Annotated in this window: 14 protein-coding genes and 1 pseudogene; 5 read left to right on the top strand and 10 right to left on the bottom strand. The window is 59.0% G+C overall.

Features of this window, described 5'->3' with window-relative positions; translation table 11 throughout:
• Window positions 1-33 precede the first annotated feature (33 nt).
• The 4 genes and pseudogenes from PRJ_RS26700 to PRJ_RS26685 all read right to left on the bottom strand — a co-directional run.
• Window positions 34-1,107, bottom strand: coding sequence for a PIN domain-containing protein (locus tag PRJ_RS26700; RefSeq protein ID WP_104962789.1), 1,074 nt, complete (start codon window positions 1,105-1,107; stop codon window positions 34-36).
• Window positions 1,108-1,292: 185 nt separating this feature from the next.
• Complete coding sequence (locus PRJ_RS26695) at window positions 1,293-1,580, bottom strand: hypothetical protein (RefSeq protein ID WP_104962788.1); 288 nt, start codon at window positions 1,578-1,580, stop codon at window positions 1,293-1,295.
• Entirely contained in the window at window positions 1,577-1,948 is a 372-nt protein-coding gene (locus tag PRJ_RS26690; RefSeq protein WP_104962787.1) for a hypothetical protein, read from the bottom strand. Before PRJ_RS26690 ends, PRJ_RS26695 begins: the two co-directional genes overlap by 4 nt.
• A 131-nt stretch (window positions 1,949-2,079) precedes the next feature.
• Window positions 2,080-2,727, bottom strand: a pseudogene (locus PRJ_RS26685) (magnesium chelatase domain-containing protein); the annotation flags it as partial.
• Between the two features lie 262 nt (window positions 2,728-2,989).
• On the opposite strand from PRJ_RS26685, the gene PRJ_RS26680 reads away from it, so the two are divergent.
• Window positions 2,990-5,059: a DUF4034 domain-containing protein gene (locus tag PRJ_RS26680; RefSeq protein ID WP_104962786.1), complete on the top strand. Its 2,070-nt coding sequence runs from the start codon at window positions 2,990-2,992 to the stop codon at window positions 5,057-5,059.
• On the opposite strand, the gene PRJ_RS26675 is transcribed toward PRJ_RS26680, so the two are convergent.
• Window positions 5,013-5,366 (bottom strand): gamma-glutamylcyclotransferase family protein, encoded by a 354-nt coding sequence (locus PRJ_RS26675; RefSeq protein WP_020190994.1) that lies wholly within the window; start codon window positions 5,364-5,366, stop codon window positions 5,013-5,015. The genes PRJ_RS26680 and PRJ_RS26675 overlap by 47 nt on opposite strands.
• Window positions 5,367-5,633, bottom strand: coding sequence for an accessory factor UbiK family protein (locus tag PRJ_RS26670; RefSeq protein ID WP_014592818.1), 267 nt, complete (start codon window positions 5,631-5,633; stop codon window positions 5,367-5,369).
• Window positions 5,634-6,166: 533 nt separating this feature from the next.
• Here PRJ_RS26670 and glnK point away from each other — a divergent pair.
• From glnK to PRJ_RS29890, 4 genes are all read left to right on the top strand, one after another.
• On the top strand, window positions 6,167-6,505 hold the full coding sequence (gene glnK / locus PRJ_RS26665) for a P-II family nitrogen regulator (RefSeq protein WP_002555808.1): 339 nt from the start codon (window positions 6,167-6,169) through the stop codon (window positions 6,503-6,505).
• 47 nt (window positions 6,506-6,552) lie between these two features.
• A complete protein-coding gene (locus PRJ_RS26660) occupies window positions 6,553-7,884 on the top strand; it encodes an ammonium transporter (protein ID WP_010955751.1) in 1,332 nt (443 codons plus the stop codon).
• Between the two features lie 429 nt (window positions 7,885-8,313).
• Window positions 8,314-8,643, top strand: a complete 330-nt coding sequence (sutA, locus tag PRJ_RS26655) for a transcriptional regulator SutA (RefSeq protein WP_003253643.1) — start codon at window positions 8,314-8,316, stop codon at window positions 8,641-8,643.
• A 149-nt stretch (window positions 8,644-8,792) separates the two neighbouring features.
• Window positions 8,793-9,797, top strand: a complete 1,005-nt coding sequence (locus PRJ_RS29890; RefSeq protein ID WP_158682574.1) for a hypothetical protein — start codon at window positions 8,793-8,795, stop codon at window positions 9,795-9,797.
• 284 nt (window positions 9,798-10,081) lie between these two features.
• Here the strand turns inward: PRJ_RS29890 and PRJ_RS26635 are convergent, their stop codons facing one another.
• The 4 genes from PRJ_RS26635 to dapF are packed head-to-tail and all read right to left on the bottom strand — an operon-like array spanning window position 10,082 to window position 13,227.
• Entirely contained in the window at window positions 10,082-10,777 is a 696-nt protein-coding gene (locus PRJ_RS26635) for an HAD family hydrolase (protein WP_010955750.1), read from the bottom strand.
• Entirely contained in the window at window positions 10,774-11,673 is a 900-nt protein-coding gene (gene xerC, locus PRJ_RS26630) for a tyrosine recombinase XerC (protein WP_064491273.1), read from the bottom strand. Before xerC ends, PRJ_RS26635 begins: the two co-directional genes overlap by 4 nt.
• Window positions 11,673-12,383 (bottom strand): DUF484 family protein, encoded by a 711-nt coding sequence (locus tag PRJ_RS26625; protein ID WP_014592815.1) that lies wholly within the window; start codon window positions 12,381-12,383, stop codon window positions 11,673-11,675. The genes xerC and PRJ_RS26625 overlap by 1 nt, the downstream gene beginning before the upstream one ends.
• A 13-nt stretch (window positions 12,384-12,396) precedes the next feature.
• Entirely contained in the window at window positions 12,397-13,227 is an 831-nt protein-coding gene (gene dapF, locus PRJ_RS26620) for a diaminopimelate epimerase (RefSeq protein WP_014592814.1), read from the bottom strand.

The raw sequence follows: 13,227 nt of genomic DNA, 5'->3' as shown, positions 1-13,227 counted from the left end.
CGGCACGATCAACCACCTCGATCTCAATCGCCTTTATCGATAGTCTTCATAAGGTGTTTCTTCAACCGAAAACTCGATTCCGCGAGATAGACCTTGAACGTTTATTTCCATATCTTGAATCGTAAACTCACCATCGTCCACCTCATAGGAAAGGTCGATTTCGACGGTGAACTCCAACTCGCCTTCTTCCACCTGAGTCGTATCTTCAAACGTGTAAATCACATCATCTTCGCGATCATACCTGCCATTCGCGTAATCAGGCCCTGTAACTGTAACGCTGTACCGAACCTCCACATCACAAACGATTTGGCAGTTTTCATCATCAATATGAATGATTGAAGGCTCGAAGTCACAGACCTCGGAAATTGAGAACTCGTCTACCTCTGCATCTTCCCAGGTAGAAGAGTTGTATGCGTCCGCACCCTCAATCTGGGCTTTTATGGTTTCTTTGATTTCTTCTTCATGATCTCCAATATAGCTCTTTATAAAGGCCGATCTCTCTACGTCATGCGTGTTATACAAGTCTAGAAGCTTGCTGAGGCTTTCGATATGGAGGAATCGTGGGTTCTCTTCGCAGAACGCAATCAGATCTTTATCTTCGGATACCACATAAATCTCTTCACGTCCTCTCAATGCTCCCCGGACAGCAAGCATTGTGAACGCATCGGGAAACTCACTTTTCTTCTTGCCTTCTTGAAATGGGGCGACCTGATCGAAGTACATATCTACGACTTCGTTACCATTTACATTGGTCAAGTCAACCACTCTGGTGTTCGAGTCATCCAAGAAATTATCGAAAACTTGTATAGCGTGATTTTCAATTTCGGTGTTATCGAACGGCTTGAAAAGGTTTTGAATTACTTCATTGTCGGAGTTTGTCAGTATCCGAGCTTTACGTCTAAAAGCCTTTACACCATTGATTGCTTCATTGATGTGCTCGGATATTTTTCGCTTAACTTCACGAACCACAATAGTGCTGGTGATATGGTTCAATTCGCCTTCGCCGCATACATCTCTAAAAGCATCGATTGTCTTGGATGAGAAATCTAAACCAGCTTTTACGAAAAACTCTGTATCGATAAATACGTTCCGTGTTTGAAGCGGCATCGCAGTCCCCTTGGTGATGGCCTTTTGAGATTGGAATGATCCACCGCTGTGAGATCAATATCAACCTTTATTTGCACCGGCCAATCGGCATTTTACGCACCGTTGGCCGGGAGAGTTCGACCGGGGCAACCCTCACGCTGTCAGGCGTAATCTCTATAAAGGTATACTCAAGGGCGAAGGTCTTATCAATCCTTCTCGCCGGGAAGATTTTTTTTATTCATTATGTTCCAACTGTCTTTTGCTAGCCAACCTTGTTTGTTGCTTGTGGTTTCCGAAACGATAAACTTTCCGTCTTTACTGAACTCTTTTATCTTCTCGTAGATTTCCCGTGCAGACAAATCCGATACCAAAAAGAAGCTGTTCGGCAGTTCATAACGCCAGTTTAAAATTTCTGGAATCTTGTCTATGTAGTTTTTAACTTCATCACGAGTACCGCATTTATCTTCGTAGACGAATATGTAAGAACGTCTCATCCTTCAATCCCCCGGTTCGATCCGCTATGCGTGAGTTCGGGGTTCTCCACAATTTCGTTATAGAGGGTAGGCACTGGGCTGCTTAGTCCCTTTTGATAGATCTCAAGTGACTGTTTTTTGATCTGGTATTCTTCGGATTGCAATTTGTCCCTGTCGAACACAAGTAGAAACAGGAAGCCAATAGCTGCCAATATTACAGGGATGAAAATCAGTATAACCAACCAAGTTGGTTGCGTCTCGGTACGGATGGCAAAGGCTGTGCCGGGTACGCTAATAATTAAACACAGCCAAAGAATCGGGTTAAGTGCACTTTTGACGCGGAGCTTGCCGCCCGCTTCCATGGCTTTCCCGAACTTCTCTTCGATCATTTTCAACCCCTAAATGGCGTCATGCCTGCAAGGCTACCACACGACCCATTCAGCACTCGATCCTTTCTAACGAGGTGGCCTACCCGCCGCACACCAAAAATTTTCTTTTTTGGGGTCTAATGGTTGCTAAAAAGAAGCAGGTTGTGCGCCCCGGCCGCAGCCAGCAGCAAGGCGCGCTTGGCTGCCAGTTGGCCCTGCACTTCGCTCAGGTCCGGGTAGGGCCGTTGCTGCAGGATCAAACCGTTGGCGGCGTAGGGCGGTAGCGGCACCTGGCCGTTCAGGTGGGCGACCAACTCCAGCAGGTGGCCCACCGCATACACCACCAACCCGCCGGCCAGGCTGGCTTCCTCGGCATTTTCCCGCGGTACCACCAGCGCCCGGCCTGCTTCGCGTGCCGCCAGTGCCGCAGGTAGCACGCCCTGCACCGGGCGCAGTTTCCCCGACAGCGCCAGTTCGCCCAGGCATTCCATATCGGTCAGGGTGGCAATCGGCACCTGGCCGTCGGCGGCGAGGATGCCCAGGGCGATGGCCAGGTCATATCGGCCGCCATCCTTGGGCAGGTCGGCGGGGGCGAGGTTCTGGGTAATGCGCCGCTGCGGGTACTTCAGCCCGGAGTTGACGATGGCGCTGCGCACCCGGTCCTTGCTTTCCTTGACCGTGGTTTCCGGCAGGCCGACCAGGGTGAGATGAGGCAGGCCGTTGGCCAGGTGGGTTTCGACGCTGACCGCCGGTGCCTGCACGCCAACCTGGGCGCGGCTGTGGACGAGGGCTAGGGACATGAACACTCCGTTGTTGCTGGAAAATGCCGCTTCCTGCGGCTGGGCAAAGAATAGCCAGTGCTGCCAACGCCGGCGCAACAAGTGTGCGTCGTGGTTTTTCAGGGCAGGGGTTTTCCCTGCGTTTTCATGCGGTTCGGCAAAAATGGATCCAATAGGCTTTGCGCAGGCGTCAGGTATGACTTAGTGTTGTTGGGCAACCGCAGTTGCCATGGGATGGCACTGCGTCTTCTTTCAAATGGACTTGAGGTATTGCACCGTGCAAATGCTCACCCGCACGCACCAGGTAATGCGCGAACTGGTGCAGGCCAGTGCATTCGTTGAACTCAACCGCTTTTTCGACAGGCTTGAGGCTCAGTGGCGTCAGGCCCCGCCCGGCGAGTTCCCGGCCTACTTGGCGGCCATTGAAGGGCACATGCTGCTCGACCAGGAAAACCAGAGTGACAGGGCCCTGAGCCAAGTGCTCAGAGCCTGGATCGACGCGTGCCCCAGGGCTTACCACCCACAGGTGGTAATGGGTATGCACTGCTTCCACCGGGCCTGCCAGGTGCAGGTTGATGGCCAGCGCAACGCTGCACGCTTGCTGGCTGTCGCGCAAATTTGTGAATCCGCCACCGCGCACCTGTTGCGTGCAATGGACCGCTCTGCGCACCCCGTGGCAGCGGCCATTGGCATGCTGCGCATCAGTGCGCAGTTCCATGAGCCTGGTTGGTTGCTGCAACTGTTTCAGGGGGAGCCTGCACGCTTCAGGCCCAGTGCCCATGCCGATGTAGAGGTACAGGAAGCTGCAGCGCCGTTGCTGGTGAGGCATGGGCTGTTGCCCTTGGCCGAGCTGCCACAGGCGCTGCCGCGCTACCTGGGCAAGCGGGTCGACCATGAAAACGAGGACCCTCGCTATTACTGGCTGCGCCATGCGCTGATCGCCCGCCCCGGCTGCTTCGAAGCGATCCAGGCCCTTGCTGTGTACCTGCTGCCCCGCTGGGGCGGCAGCCTCGATGCGTTCGAGCTGTTGATCAGTGGCCCGTTGTGCGCAACCTGGGACGAGCGTTTGCGTAATGCGCTGCACTGGATGGCCGTCGAAGGCCGGCTGATGCTGCCACAGGCTGATCCGTTGCAGGCCGTCGCCGACTGGCAGCACGTGTTCGAAGACTGGTCACAACGCCCGTTGAGGCCCAGGGAACGTGCTGTCGTTCTGGCATGGCGGGGGGCACTGCGCAGCAGGGTATCGGGCGACCATGCTGGCGCTATGCGCGACTTTGCCGCGAGCTTGGCGTGCAATGCCGATCTCGGCGCCATCCGCGCCATGGGCGTGCCGTTTCGCTGTTTGGCCGAGCTGATACTGCGCAATGGCATGGCAGATGAGAGGCAACTGTTACACAGCGCCATTGAGCGCCTGTGTGACGGCCGTTCACATGCTGCTGCCTGTGCATTACGCGCTGTCGGGCACCGTTTCGGGCTGTGGGCGCTGCCACGCTCGGCCGAGCAGGCAAGGCTATGGTTGCAACGGGCGGTGAGTCGCCAGTTCGCGGGCCAGGCACCGGGGTTCGAAGTGCTTGAAGTGGCGCGATTGCTGTGGGCAGCCAACCGGCATGAAGTGGCCTGCTATCTGTATGAACGCTGCGCCGAACTGAACCTGCCGGGTGCTGCCCTGGCCTTGTATGAGCTGCACCATGGCGGCATGGCCAACACCCCGGCGCATTACCTGGATGACGAGGCAGCCGGCTACTGGCTGCAGCGTGCGGTGGAGGCGGGCAGCAGGCAGGCCAAGTACAACCTGGCCTGCCTGCGCATGGACGGCGATGAGGATCTGAACGAGCGCAGTGCCATGCTGGCGGTCAGGCGCCTGCTTGTCGACGCGCTGGGCAACGGGCAGACCAACGCGTGTGCGCGGTTGCACCTGGGGATTTTGTTACGCCGGTTTGGTGAGGCGCAGGAGCGAAGTGAGGCCGTTGCTTACCTGCTGAGCCTGGTCGAGCACCCGGACCCGTGGCTTGCAGGGCGTGCCAGCGCCGAACTGGGGCTGGCCTGGATGCAGGGGCGTGGCACCCGCAAGCAAAGCCGCTTTGCCGCCATCCAATGGGTCAACCGAGCGGCCAGCTTGCAACCAAGGGATTCGGCCATTGGTGATATCCAGGCCCAGATCCTCAATTCGCACAGCCGGGTGAAGACGTTGTTTACTCAGTGCGGGGCGGCATTGTTCCGCGGCACACTGCATGCAAGTGAACTACCACCGAAACAGGCCTTTACCCATGCCGAGTCGTTGCGGGTTCAACCTGCATCGGACGGGCTCAGGCGCGCACATAAACCCAGGCTGTCAGGCCCGATGCAAGGGTGACTGCGACGCGCTTGTAGTCGGCAACTTCATAGCGGTCCGCCGCTGCCAGTTCGTCTTCGCTGATCTGGAAGACCATGCCGGCCACGCTGTCGTTGGCCTGGCTGCTGGGGGAAACGATGGGGTGATGAGACTTGCCGCTGGTCGCCAGTACGCCTGGGTCGGTGATCTCGACCCAGTCCAGGCGGTAGCCCGGCATACGGTCGGCCTGGCCGTTCAGCTCACGGCCAAAGTTGGCCAGTTGCACGGCTTTATCCTGCAAGGTGCCGTAGGAAAACAACAGTACCGGGTATGCGCTGGAGGGCTGCATTCATTCATCCTGTGAAGTTGGGTTCAGCCGGGCTTCCAGCTCGGCTACCTGTTTTTCCAAGGCCTCGAGGCGTGCGCGGGTGCGCGCCAGTACGACCATCTGGCTGTCGAATTCATCGCGGCTGACCAGGTCCAGCTTGCTGAAGGCGCCTTGCATCAACACTTTGAACTGGCTTTCCAGTTCCGCACGGGGCTGGGCGGCATCGCTGCTGAACAGGCGCGAGGCCTGTTCGCTCAGGGCATCGAGAAGGGCTTTGGGCGGGAGCATGGGGCTGTCCACTGAAACGGAGAAATGGCCGCCAGTGTAGCACGCACAAACCTGGCGCCTGAGTGCACATTGGCCTTCGTAGGAGCGGGTTTACCCGCGAAGAAGACACCGCGGTGGATGGCACGGGCTTCGCCCGTGTTCGCGGGCAAGCCCGCTCCCAGCGATCGCGCCAACTTTTAGAAATTGAGCAAGACAGTTGCTCCCACAAAGAATTATCTGCGGTTTCTAATCCGTTGCACATTTTTCGCGCAGCTTGCCCCGCTGCTGCGCACCGAAATTGTGCATGTTTCCCATGCTGGCGACTGGCCAATCCCGACCAAATCACATAACGCGCTGTTTTTCGGCGCTTTGTCGGAACTGGCAAGGTTTCTGCAAAGACCTGTACGAGCCATGCACTGAAGCAGTTCCTTGTGACCAGGCAGTGCGCACGCGGAGCCGGATGCCGACGACGCGTTACAAAGCCAACCGCTGCGCTTAGACTTGAGACGGGTTTGTTTTCCTGGGGCAAGTCCACCAAATCGGGAGAGAGTTTCATGAAGCTAGTCACAGCCATCATCAAGCCGTTCAAGCTGGACGACGTGCGCGAGTCGCTGTCGGAAATCGGCGTGCAGGGCATCACCGTCACCGAAGTCAAAGGTTTCGGTCGGCAGAAGGGCCACACCGAGCTGTATCGCGGTGCTGAATATGTGGTCGATTTCCTGCCCAAGGTGAAGATCGATGTCGCCATCGATGACAAAGACCTTGATCGGGTAATCGAAGCCATCACCAAGGCAGCCAACACCGGCAAGATCGGTGACGGCAAGATTTTCGTGGTGAATCTGGAGCAGGCGATCCGCATCCGTACCGGCGAAACCGATACCGACGCGATCTAAGCAGCAAAAAAAGCCTCACCAAACCCAACGCCCCAGGAGAAAACAACATGACTCTGCGTAAGATCGCAGGGCTAGGAGCCCTATTGTCCCTCGTAATGCCCGGGCTTGCCCTGGCAGAGGAAGCTGCCCCAGCGCTTAATTCCGGCGACACCGCCTGGATGCTGACCGCAACGGCGCTGGTGCTGTTCATGACCATTCCGGGCCTGGCCCTGTTCTATGGCGGCATGGTGCGATCCAAGAACGTGCTGTCGGTGATGATGCAATGCTTTGCAATCACCGGCTTGATGAGCATTCTCTGGGTCGTCTACGGCTACAGCATGGCCTTCGATACCGCCGGTATGGAAAAGGGCGTGCTCAACTTCAACTCCTTCGTTGGCGGCTTCTCCAAGGCCTTCCTCAGCGGCGTCACGCCCGACAGCCTGACCTCGGCCACCGCGCTGTTCCCTGAAGCGGTGTTCATCACCTTCCAGATGACGTTCGCCATCATCACCCCGGCGTTGATCGTCGGTGCCTTTGCCGAGCGCATGAAGTTCTCGGCGATGCTCGTATTCATGGGTATCTGGTTCACCCTGGTGTATGCGCCGATCGCCCACATGGTGTGGAGCGGTGACGGTGCCCTGATGTGGGACTGGGGCGTACTGGACTTCGCCGGCGGCACCGTGGTGCACATCAACGCCGGTATCGCAGGCCTGGTCTGCTGCCTGGTACTGGGCAAGCGCAAGGGCTACCCGACCACGCCGATGGCCCCGCACAACCTCGGCTATACCCTGATGGGTGCAGCGATGCTGTGGATCGGCTGGTTCGGTTTCAACGCAGGCTCTGCTGCCGCCGCCAACGGTACTGCCGGCATGGCCATGCTGGTCACTCAGATCGCTACCGCCGCCGCCGCCCTGGGCTGGATGTTCGCCGAGTGGGTCGGTCACGGTAAGCCAAGTGCTCTGGGCATCGCTTCGGGCGTGGTTGCTGGCCTGGTCGCCATCACCCCGGCTGCGGGCACCGTCGGGCCGATTGGCGCGCTGATCATCGGCCTGGTTTCGGGTGTGCTCTGCTACTTCTGCGCCACCACGCTCAAGCGCAAGCTCGGCTATGACGATTCGCTGGATGCCTTCGGCGTGCACGGTGTTGGCGGCATCATCGGCGCCATCCTCACGGGTGTATTCGCGGCTCCGGCGCTGGGCGGCTTCGGTACCGTCACCGACATCGGCATGCAAGTCTGGATCCAGGCCAAAGGTGTGATTTTCACCGTGGTCTACACCGCCATCGTCACCTACGTGATTCTCAAGGTGCTGGATGTGGTGATGGGCCTGCGGGTCAACGAAGAAGAAGAGTCGGTCGGCCTCGACCTGGCTCAGCACAACGAGCGCGGCTACAACCTGTAACTGCGACGCGGTAAAAACTTGCCCGGCTTGCCGGGCATTTTTTTGCCAGTTTTTCAGCATTTCCCGCACGGCAAACGGTTTATTCGACACGTTCGTGACGTAGGTAAAAAACTTACAAGCCGCAGGGCGTTTATGGTGCTTTGCTTTTTCCACGGGCGCGCTAGAATGCGCGCCGAAGGGTGTTTGACGAGTAGTCCACACACTTCGCCAGCCTTTGCTAGGCTTGCCAATAGCGTGTGGCCAGCAGGGGCTAATGGATTTGTCAGGTCCTGCCAGGAGCAGGGCCTGCTGGGTGCCGCCTCCCATCAGGAGTGCCGACCCAAGGGCAGTGGCCTAACCCACGGCCAGTTGAATTTTCACTGGTGGCTGCCGGTCTACGGCTGCACTGGTCTATAACCAACCTGCTTTTCGCAAGTCATGAGGTAGAACATGAGCGACGACGATCTGGAAAATGATGACCTCGAAGTAGGCGACGAAGACGAGGGTGATGAGGTCCTTGAAGGGGCGGCTGACGACGGCGTGGAAGACGCTGGCGATGACGACAGCAGCCCGGCACCCGTTGCCAAGGGCAAATCCAAGGCAGCAGTCTCGGTAGACGAGATGCCGAGCATGGAAGCCAAGCAGAAAGAGCGTGATGCACTGGCCAAGGCGATGGAAGAATTCCTTTCTCGCGGTGGCAAGGTGCAGGAAGTCGAGGCCAACGTGGTCGCTGACCCGCCCAAGAAGCCAGACAACAAGTACGGCAGCCGCCCTATCTGAGTGGCTGATCGCAAAAAAGCCCGCCGTCGCTGCGGGCTTTTTTGTGGGCGTCAGGAAATAAGAGAAATTTCCCACAAGTATAAAGGATGTATCTGATAGATCTTCTTTGCGATGCCAGGCAAGCATCACGCTTCAAGCCTGGAGGACTTATGGACAAATTGGTTCGTCGTCGCGAGCTTCGCAAGGAAGACTTGCCTAAGGTGGAAGACCCTTTCTTTGCTGAGGGGAGAGTAAAGCGTGCGCTCAGAGGCTGGGAGTGCTTGCACGGTAAGACAGAGTTCCTGAGAGATTGCGGCTTCACGCTCGGGCAAGTGCTCTCTGAGCCAGATCTGGAAAGGGCAGTAAAAGAGATCAGAGACGGCAGGTGGCTGTTTTTGACCAACGATCCAACTAGGCCTATGAGGCTCGATGATCACTTCGGCGCGGCGCAATGCTTCCCTATGCCTGCGCAGAGTAATAGGCTGGCTGAAAACGAAAAAGGTCCCGGTAAGTGGCGCACCATCGACATCGATTATGACGGATTGAAAAATACATTTTCCATGCTGCAGAACCGCCTTGGCTCGCTAGGTGACGAGGGTCGTATTTTCGGTTCGGAAGGCAAGGATTATGACAACACTTCGCGCGTCGTGACCCAGCAGTGGGTTCCCCTTGATAGTCACGAAGATCACTTGGTATCGCGATCTGTCATTCATCGCTATGGTGAGCTACGGGCTATCACCCAGCGGTACTTAGAGGGAGAGGACAAGTGGCAGATCAGTGGAAAGTCTTGGCACTGGCAACCGGTCCTTCCTTTTGAAACCTATGAACACCGAGAAAAAAATGATGCCCGCCGGACGAAAAGTAGAGGGGTGGGTAATGCGGTTTTGGGGAGGGCTGGATGCCCTTTATCTATTGCTCTACGTCGTAGGAAGTATTCGGCGTGGGCATTTCCCGGTAGTTACGGACCTGCAGAACACGCTGAGCATTTGGAGCGAGCAAGGCTTGCTCACTGTGGTACTTATGGTGATCAACCTCGTTATGCAGGCGTCGATCATTTTCAGCGCGGCGCTTTTGCTGGGCGCTCGAAAGGCGGGTATTTATGTTGGGTTAGTGCAAATACCTTGGCGGCTGCTGTTCGCTGTTCCGTCGTTTTCGGTGCTGTTGGTATGGGCTAGCTTGGTACCTGACTACAATCCGTGGCTGATGCTCGGTTTGATTGTTATTTCAGAGTTCATCAAAGGCGGCATATTGATGTGGTTGCTGCGTCGTCAAAACATGCAGCGCAGGTTTGCTGGCGGCTAAGCAAAGTAGCACGCCGTCGCTGCGGGCTTGGTTTGGGTTGCCTGTGCCGGCCTCTTCGCGGGCATGCCCGCTCCCACAGGTTCACCACAGGGTTCAGGACCTGCGCGGTCCCTGTGGGAGCGGGCGTGCCCGCGAATGGGCCGCAAAGCGGCCTCCGTCAGCGCCAGCGCGCGAGCACGTCGGGCAGCTGCGACAGGCGCTGGATTTCGGCATCCGGCGCCTGATCGCCAGTCCAGGCCTTGCCCTGCGGGTTGAACCACACCGCGCGCAAACCGGCGCGCTGGGCACCGGCAATATCATCGCCAGGGTGATCGCCAATATGAACCGCCGCACCCGCGTCCACCTCGCCGCGGCGCAACGCTTCAAGGAATGGTGCGGGGTCTGGCTTGCCAATGCCCAGGTCCTCGGCGCACAGGGCAAAGCGGAAGTAATCGGCCAGCCCCAGCCGGCTGACGTCGGCATTGCCGTTGGTGACCACCCCCAGGATGTATTGATGGCGCAAGATCTCAAGCACCGGTTGTACCTCTGGGAAGATCTCCACCTGGTGGCGCGCATGCAGGAACACTTCGAAGCCTTCGTTGGCCAGCGCCTGTGCGTGCTGCTCGCTGTAGCCGACCTCTTCCAGGGCATGAAACAGCACGCGCCTGCGCAGGGCGCTGATGCGGTGCTTGAGGCCGGGCTCTGCTTGCACCAGGCGCTCGCGGATGGCGAACAGGTGTTCCACCGGCACGCTACCGAGGGTTGGTGCGTTGGCTTCGAGCCAGTCGCGCAGCACGACTTCCGCGGTGGCAATCACCGGCGCGGTGTCCCACAGGGTATCGTCGAGGTCGAAGGTGATCAGCTTGATGCTCATGAGTCTGTGCCTTTGCTGCGTTTGGCCCGAGGGTGGGCGCTGTCGTACACCGCGGCCAGGTGCTGGAAGTCCAGGTGGGTGTAGATTTGCGTCGTGCTGATGTCGGCGTGGCCGAGCATCTCCTGCACCGCGCGCAGGTCCTGGGATGATTCCAGCACATGGCTGGCGAAGGAATGGCGAAGCATGTGCGGGTGCAGGTGTTGGCCCAGCTCACGCTCACCGGCAACCTTTACCCGCAGCCTCACTGCCCGGGGGCTGATGCGATTGCCCTGGCGGGTAATGAACACTGCACGGTCGCGTGGGTTGCCGATGCCGCGCAAACGGTACCAGGCCTGCAACGCCTCGCGAGCCTTGCGACCCACCGGCAGTACGCGGGCTTTTCCACCCTTGCCCAGTACCTGCACCAGGCCGGCGGCGAGGTCGAGGTGATCAAGATCGAGGTTGGTCAGTTCCGATAGGCGTAGGCCCGAGGAATAGAACAGTTCGAGGATCGCCTGGTCCCGCCGGGCGATGAAGTCGTCGTCGACGCCACCATCGAGCAGCTGCAGTGCGCGGTCGGTATCCAGTACCTTGGGCAGCCGCCGCTCACCTTTGGGCGCGCTCAGGCCGTTGGCCGGGTCGTGCTGGCACAGGCCTTCGCGGTTGAGGTAGCGGTACAGGCCGCGCACTGCCGACAGTAGGCGTGCCAGGCTGCGCGGAGATTGGCCATGGTGGTGCAAGCGGGCGATCAGCTGGCGCAGCTGCTGGATTTGCAGCGCCTGCCAATCGGCAATGCCGTGTTCTGCGCAGTAGGCGATGACTTTTTCCAGGTCGCGACGGTAGCCCTGCGAGGTGTGCTCCGACACCTGGCGCTCGTTGCGCAGGTGTGCGCAATAAGCCTCCAGCTGGCGTTTCATCAGCGTACCGGGCGCAGGGTCTGGGTAACGCGTGGCACAACGCGGCCGAGCACCTCGGCGATATAGCCGAGGAAAAGGGTACCGACGCTGCTTTTGTAGTGTTGCGGGTCGCGGCTGCCGATGGCCAGAACCCCATGCAGCCCTTGGTACTCAAGAGCTGCCACGGCGCTGGAGCCTACTTCCCGGCGCTGTTCTTCACCGAACAGGAACGCCAGCTCGTGCTCGCGCAGGTTGCCACTGACGGTCTTGCCACCGCCCAGCAGGGCACCGATGGCTTGCTGCGCCTCGGCATTGCTGACCCAGCGCCCGACCGGCGCGACGTTGTCGCCGAACAGGATCAGGCTGACGAAGGGCACCTGGAATTCCTGGCGCAGGCTGTCTTCGACCGCCATTACCACTTCTTCCAGGCTGCCGGCATCGAGCAGGTCAAGGATCAGCCGGCGGGTCTTGTCGAACAGCCGGTCGTTGTCGCGGGCCACGTCCATCAGTTGCGACAGGCGATGGCGCATTTCGATGTTGCGGTCACGCAGCAGCTTGAGCTGGCGTTCCACCAGCGACACGCTGTCTCCTCGCTGATGCGGGATGTGCTGTTCGATCAGCAGCTCGTCGTGCTCGGCGAAGAAGGTGGGGTGGGCGCGCAGGTAGGCGACCACCGCTTCGGCATCGAGCTCGGCGGACTGCTTGGGTACAACCTTGGGCTGATCGGTCATGGCGGTTACTCGTTTAGAGACGAACCTGTCCTTCATAGACGCGTACGGCCGGGCCAGTCATCATCACGGGCTTGCCGGGGCCGGCCCATTCGATGTGCAGGCGGCCACCGGGCAGGTCGAGGGACACCGGGGAGTCCATCCAGCCCTGGCTGATCGCCGCCACGGCCGCGGCGCAGGCGCCGGTGCCGCAAGCCTGGGTTTCGCCGGCGCCGCGTTCCCACACGCGCAGGTTGGCGCGGTGGCGGTCGATGACTTGAATGAAGCCGGCATTCACCCGCTGTGGGAAGCGTGGGTGGTTTTCGATCTTCGGGCCCAGCTCGTGCACGGGGGCAGTATGCACGTCGTCGACACGCAGCACGGCGTGCGGGTTACCCATGGACACGGCGGCTATGGAATGCAGCTGGCCGTCGACCTCCAGTGGGTAGCTCAGCGCCTGCGCGTCAGCAACGAAGGGGATTTCGGCAGGGATGAAGCGGGGTGGGCCCATGTCGACACTCACCTGGCCGTCGTTCTGCACGTCCAGCACGATGATGCCGCTCTTGGTTTCCACGCGGATGCGCTTTTTCGCGGTCAGGCGCTTGTCCAGCACGAAGCGGGCAAAGCAGCGCGCACCGTTGCCGCATTGCTCGACCTCGGAGCCGTCGGCGTTGAAGATGCGGTAGCGGAAGTCCACTTCCGGGTTGTTCGGCGCCTCGACGATCAGCAACTGGTCGAAGCCGACACCGGTATGGCGGTCACCCCATTGCTTGGCGTGCTTGGGCTGGATGTGCGCGTGCTGGCTGACCAGGTCCAGGACCATGAAGTCGTTGCCCAGCCCATGCATCTTGGTAAAACGCAGCAGCAT

The organism is Pseudomonas sp. XWY-1, from assembly GCF_002953115.1.
In the GTDB taxonomy this organism is placed as follows: domain Bacteria; phylum Pseudomonadota; class Gammaproteobacteria; order Pseudomonadales; family Pseudomonadaceae; genus Aquipseudomonas; species Aquipseudomonas alloputida.
The sequence above is the reverse complement of the archived record's forward strand: the minus strand, read 5'-3'. Positions and strand labels throughout refer to the sequence as shown.

What these genes read in the sequence shown, in the direction of transcription:
- PRJ_RS26700 (WP_104962789.1), bottom strand. Translation starts at nt 1,107, where the DNA reads ATGCCGCTTCAAACACGGAACGTATTTATCGATACAGAGTTTTTCGTA.
- PRJ_RS26695 (WP_104962788.1), bottom strand. Translation starts at nt 1,580, where the DNA reads ATGAGACGTTCTTACATATTCGTCTACGAAGATAAATGCGGTACTCGT.
- PRJ_RS26690 (WP_104962787.1), bottom strand. Translation starts at nt 1,948, where the DNA reads ATGATCGAAGAGAAGTTCGGGAAAGCCATGGAAGCGGGCGGCAAGCTC.
- PRJ_RS26680 (WP_104962786.1), top strand. Translation starts at nt 2,990, where the DNA reads ATGCTCACCCGCACGCACCAGGTAATGCGCGAACTGGTGCAGGCCAGT.
- PRJ_RS26675 (WP_020190994.1), bottom strand. Translation starts at nt 5,366, where the DNA reads ATGCAGCCCTCCAGCGCATACCCGGTACTGTTGTTTTCCTACGGCACC.
- PRJ_RS26670 (WP_014592818.1), bottom strand. Translation starts at nt 5,633, where the DNA reads ATGCTCCCGCCCAAAGCCCTTCTCGATGCCCTGAGCGAACAGGCCTCG.
- glnK (WP_002555808.1), top strand. Translation starts at nt 6,167, where the DNA reads ATGAAGCTAGTCACAGCCATCATCAAGCCGTTCAAGCTGGACGACGTG.
- PRJ_RS26660 (WP_010955751.1), top strand. Translation starts at nt 6,553, where the DNA reads ATGACTCTGCGTAAGATCGCAGGGCTAGGAGCCCTATTGTCCCTCGTA.
- sutA (WP_003253643.1), top strand. Translation starts at nt 8,314, where the DNA reads ATGAGCGACGACGATCTGGAAAATGATGACCTCGAAGTAGGCGACGAA.
- PRJ_RS29890 (WP_158682574.1), top strand. Translation starts at nt 8,793, where the DNA reads ATGGACAAATTGGTTCGTCGTCGCGAGCTTCGCAAGGAAGACTTGCCT.
- PRJ_RS26635 (WP_010955750.1), bottom strand. Translation starts at nt 10,777, where the DNA reads ATGAGCATCAAGCTGATCACCTTCGACCTCGACGATACCCTGTGGGAC.
- xerC (WP_064491273.1), bottom strand. Translation starts at nt 11,673, where the DNA reads ATGAAACGCCAGCTGGAGGCTTATTGCGCACACCTGCGCAACGAGCGC.
- PRJ_RS26625 (WP_014592815.1), bottom strand. Translation starts at nt 12,383, where the DNA reads ATGACCGATCAGCCCAAGGTTGTACCCAAGCAGTCCGCCGAGCTCGAT.
- dapF (WP_014592814.1), bottom strand. Translation starts at nt 13,227, where the DNA reads ATGCTGCTGCGTTTTACCAAGATGCATGGGCTGGGCAACGACTTCATG.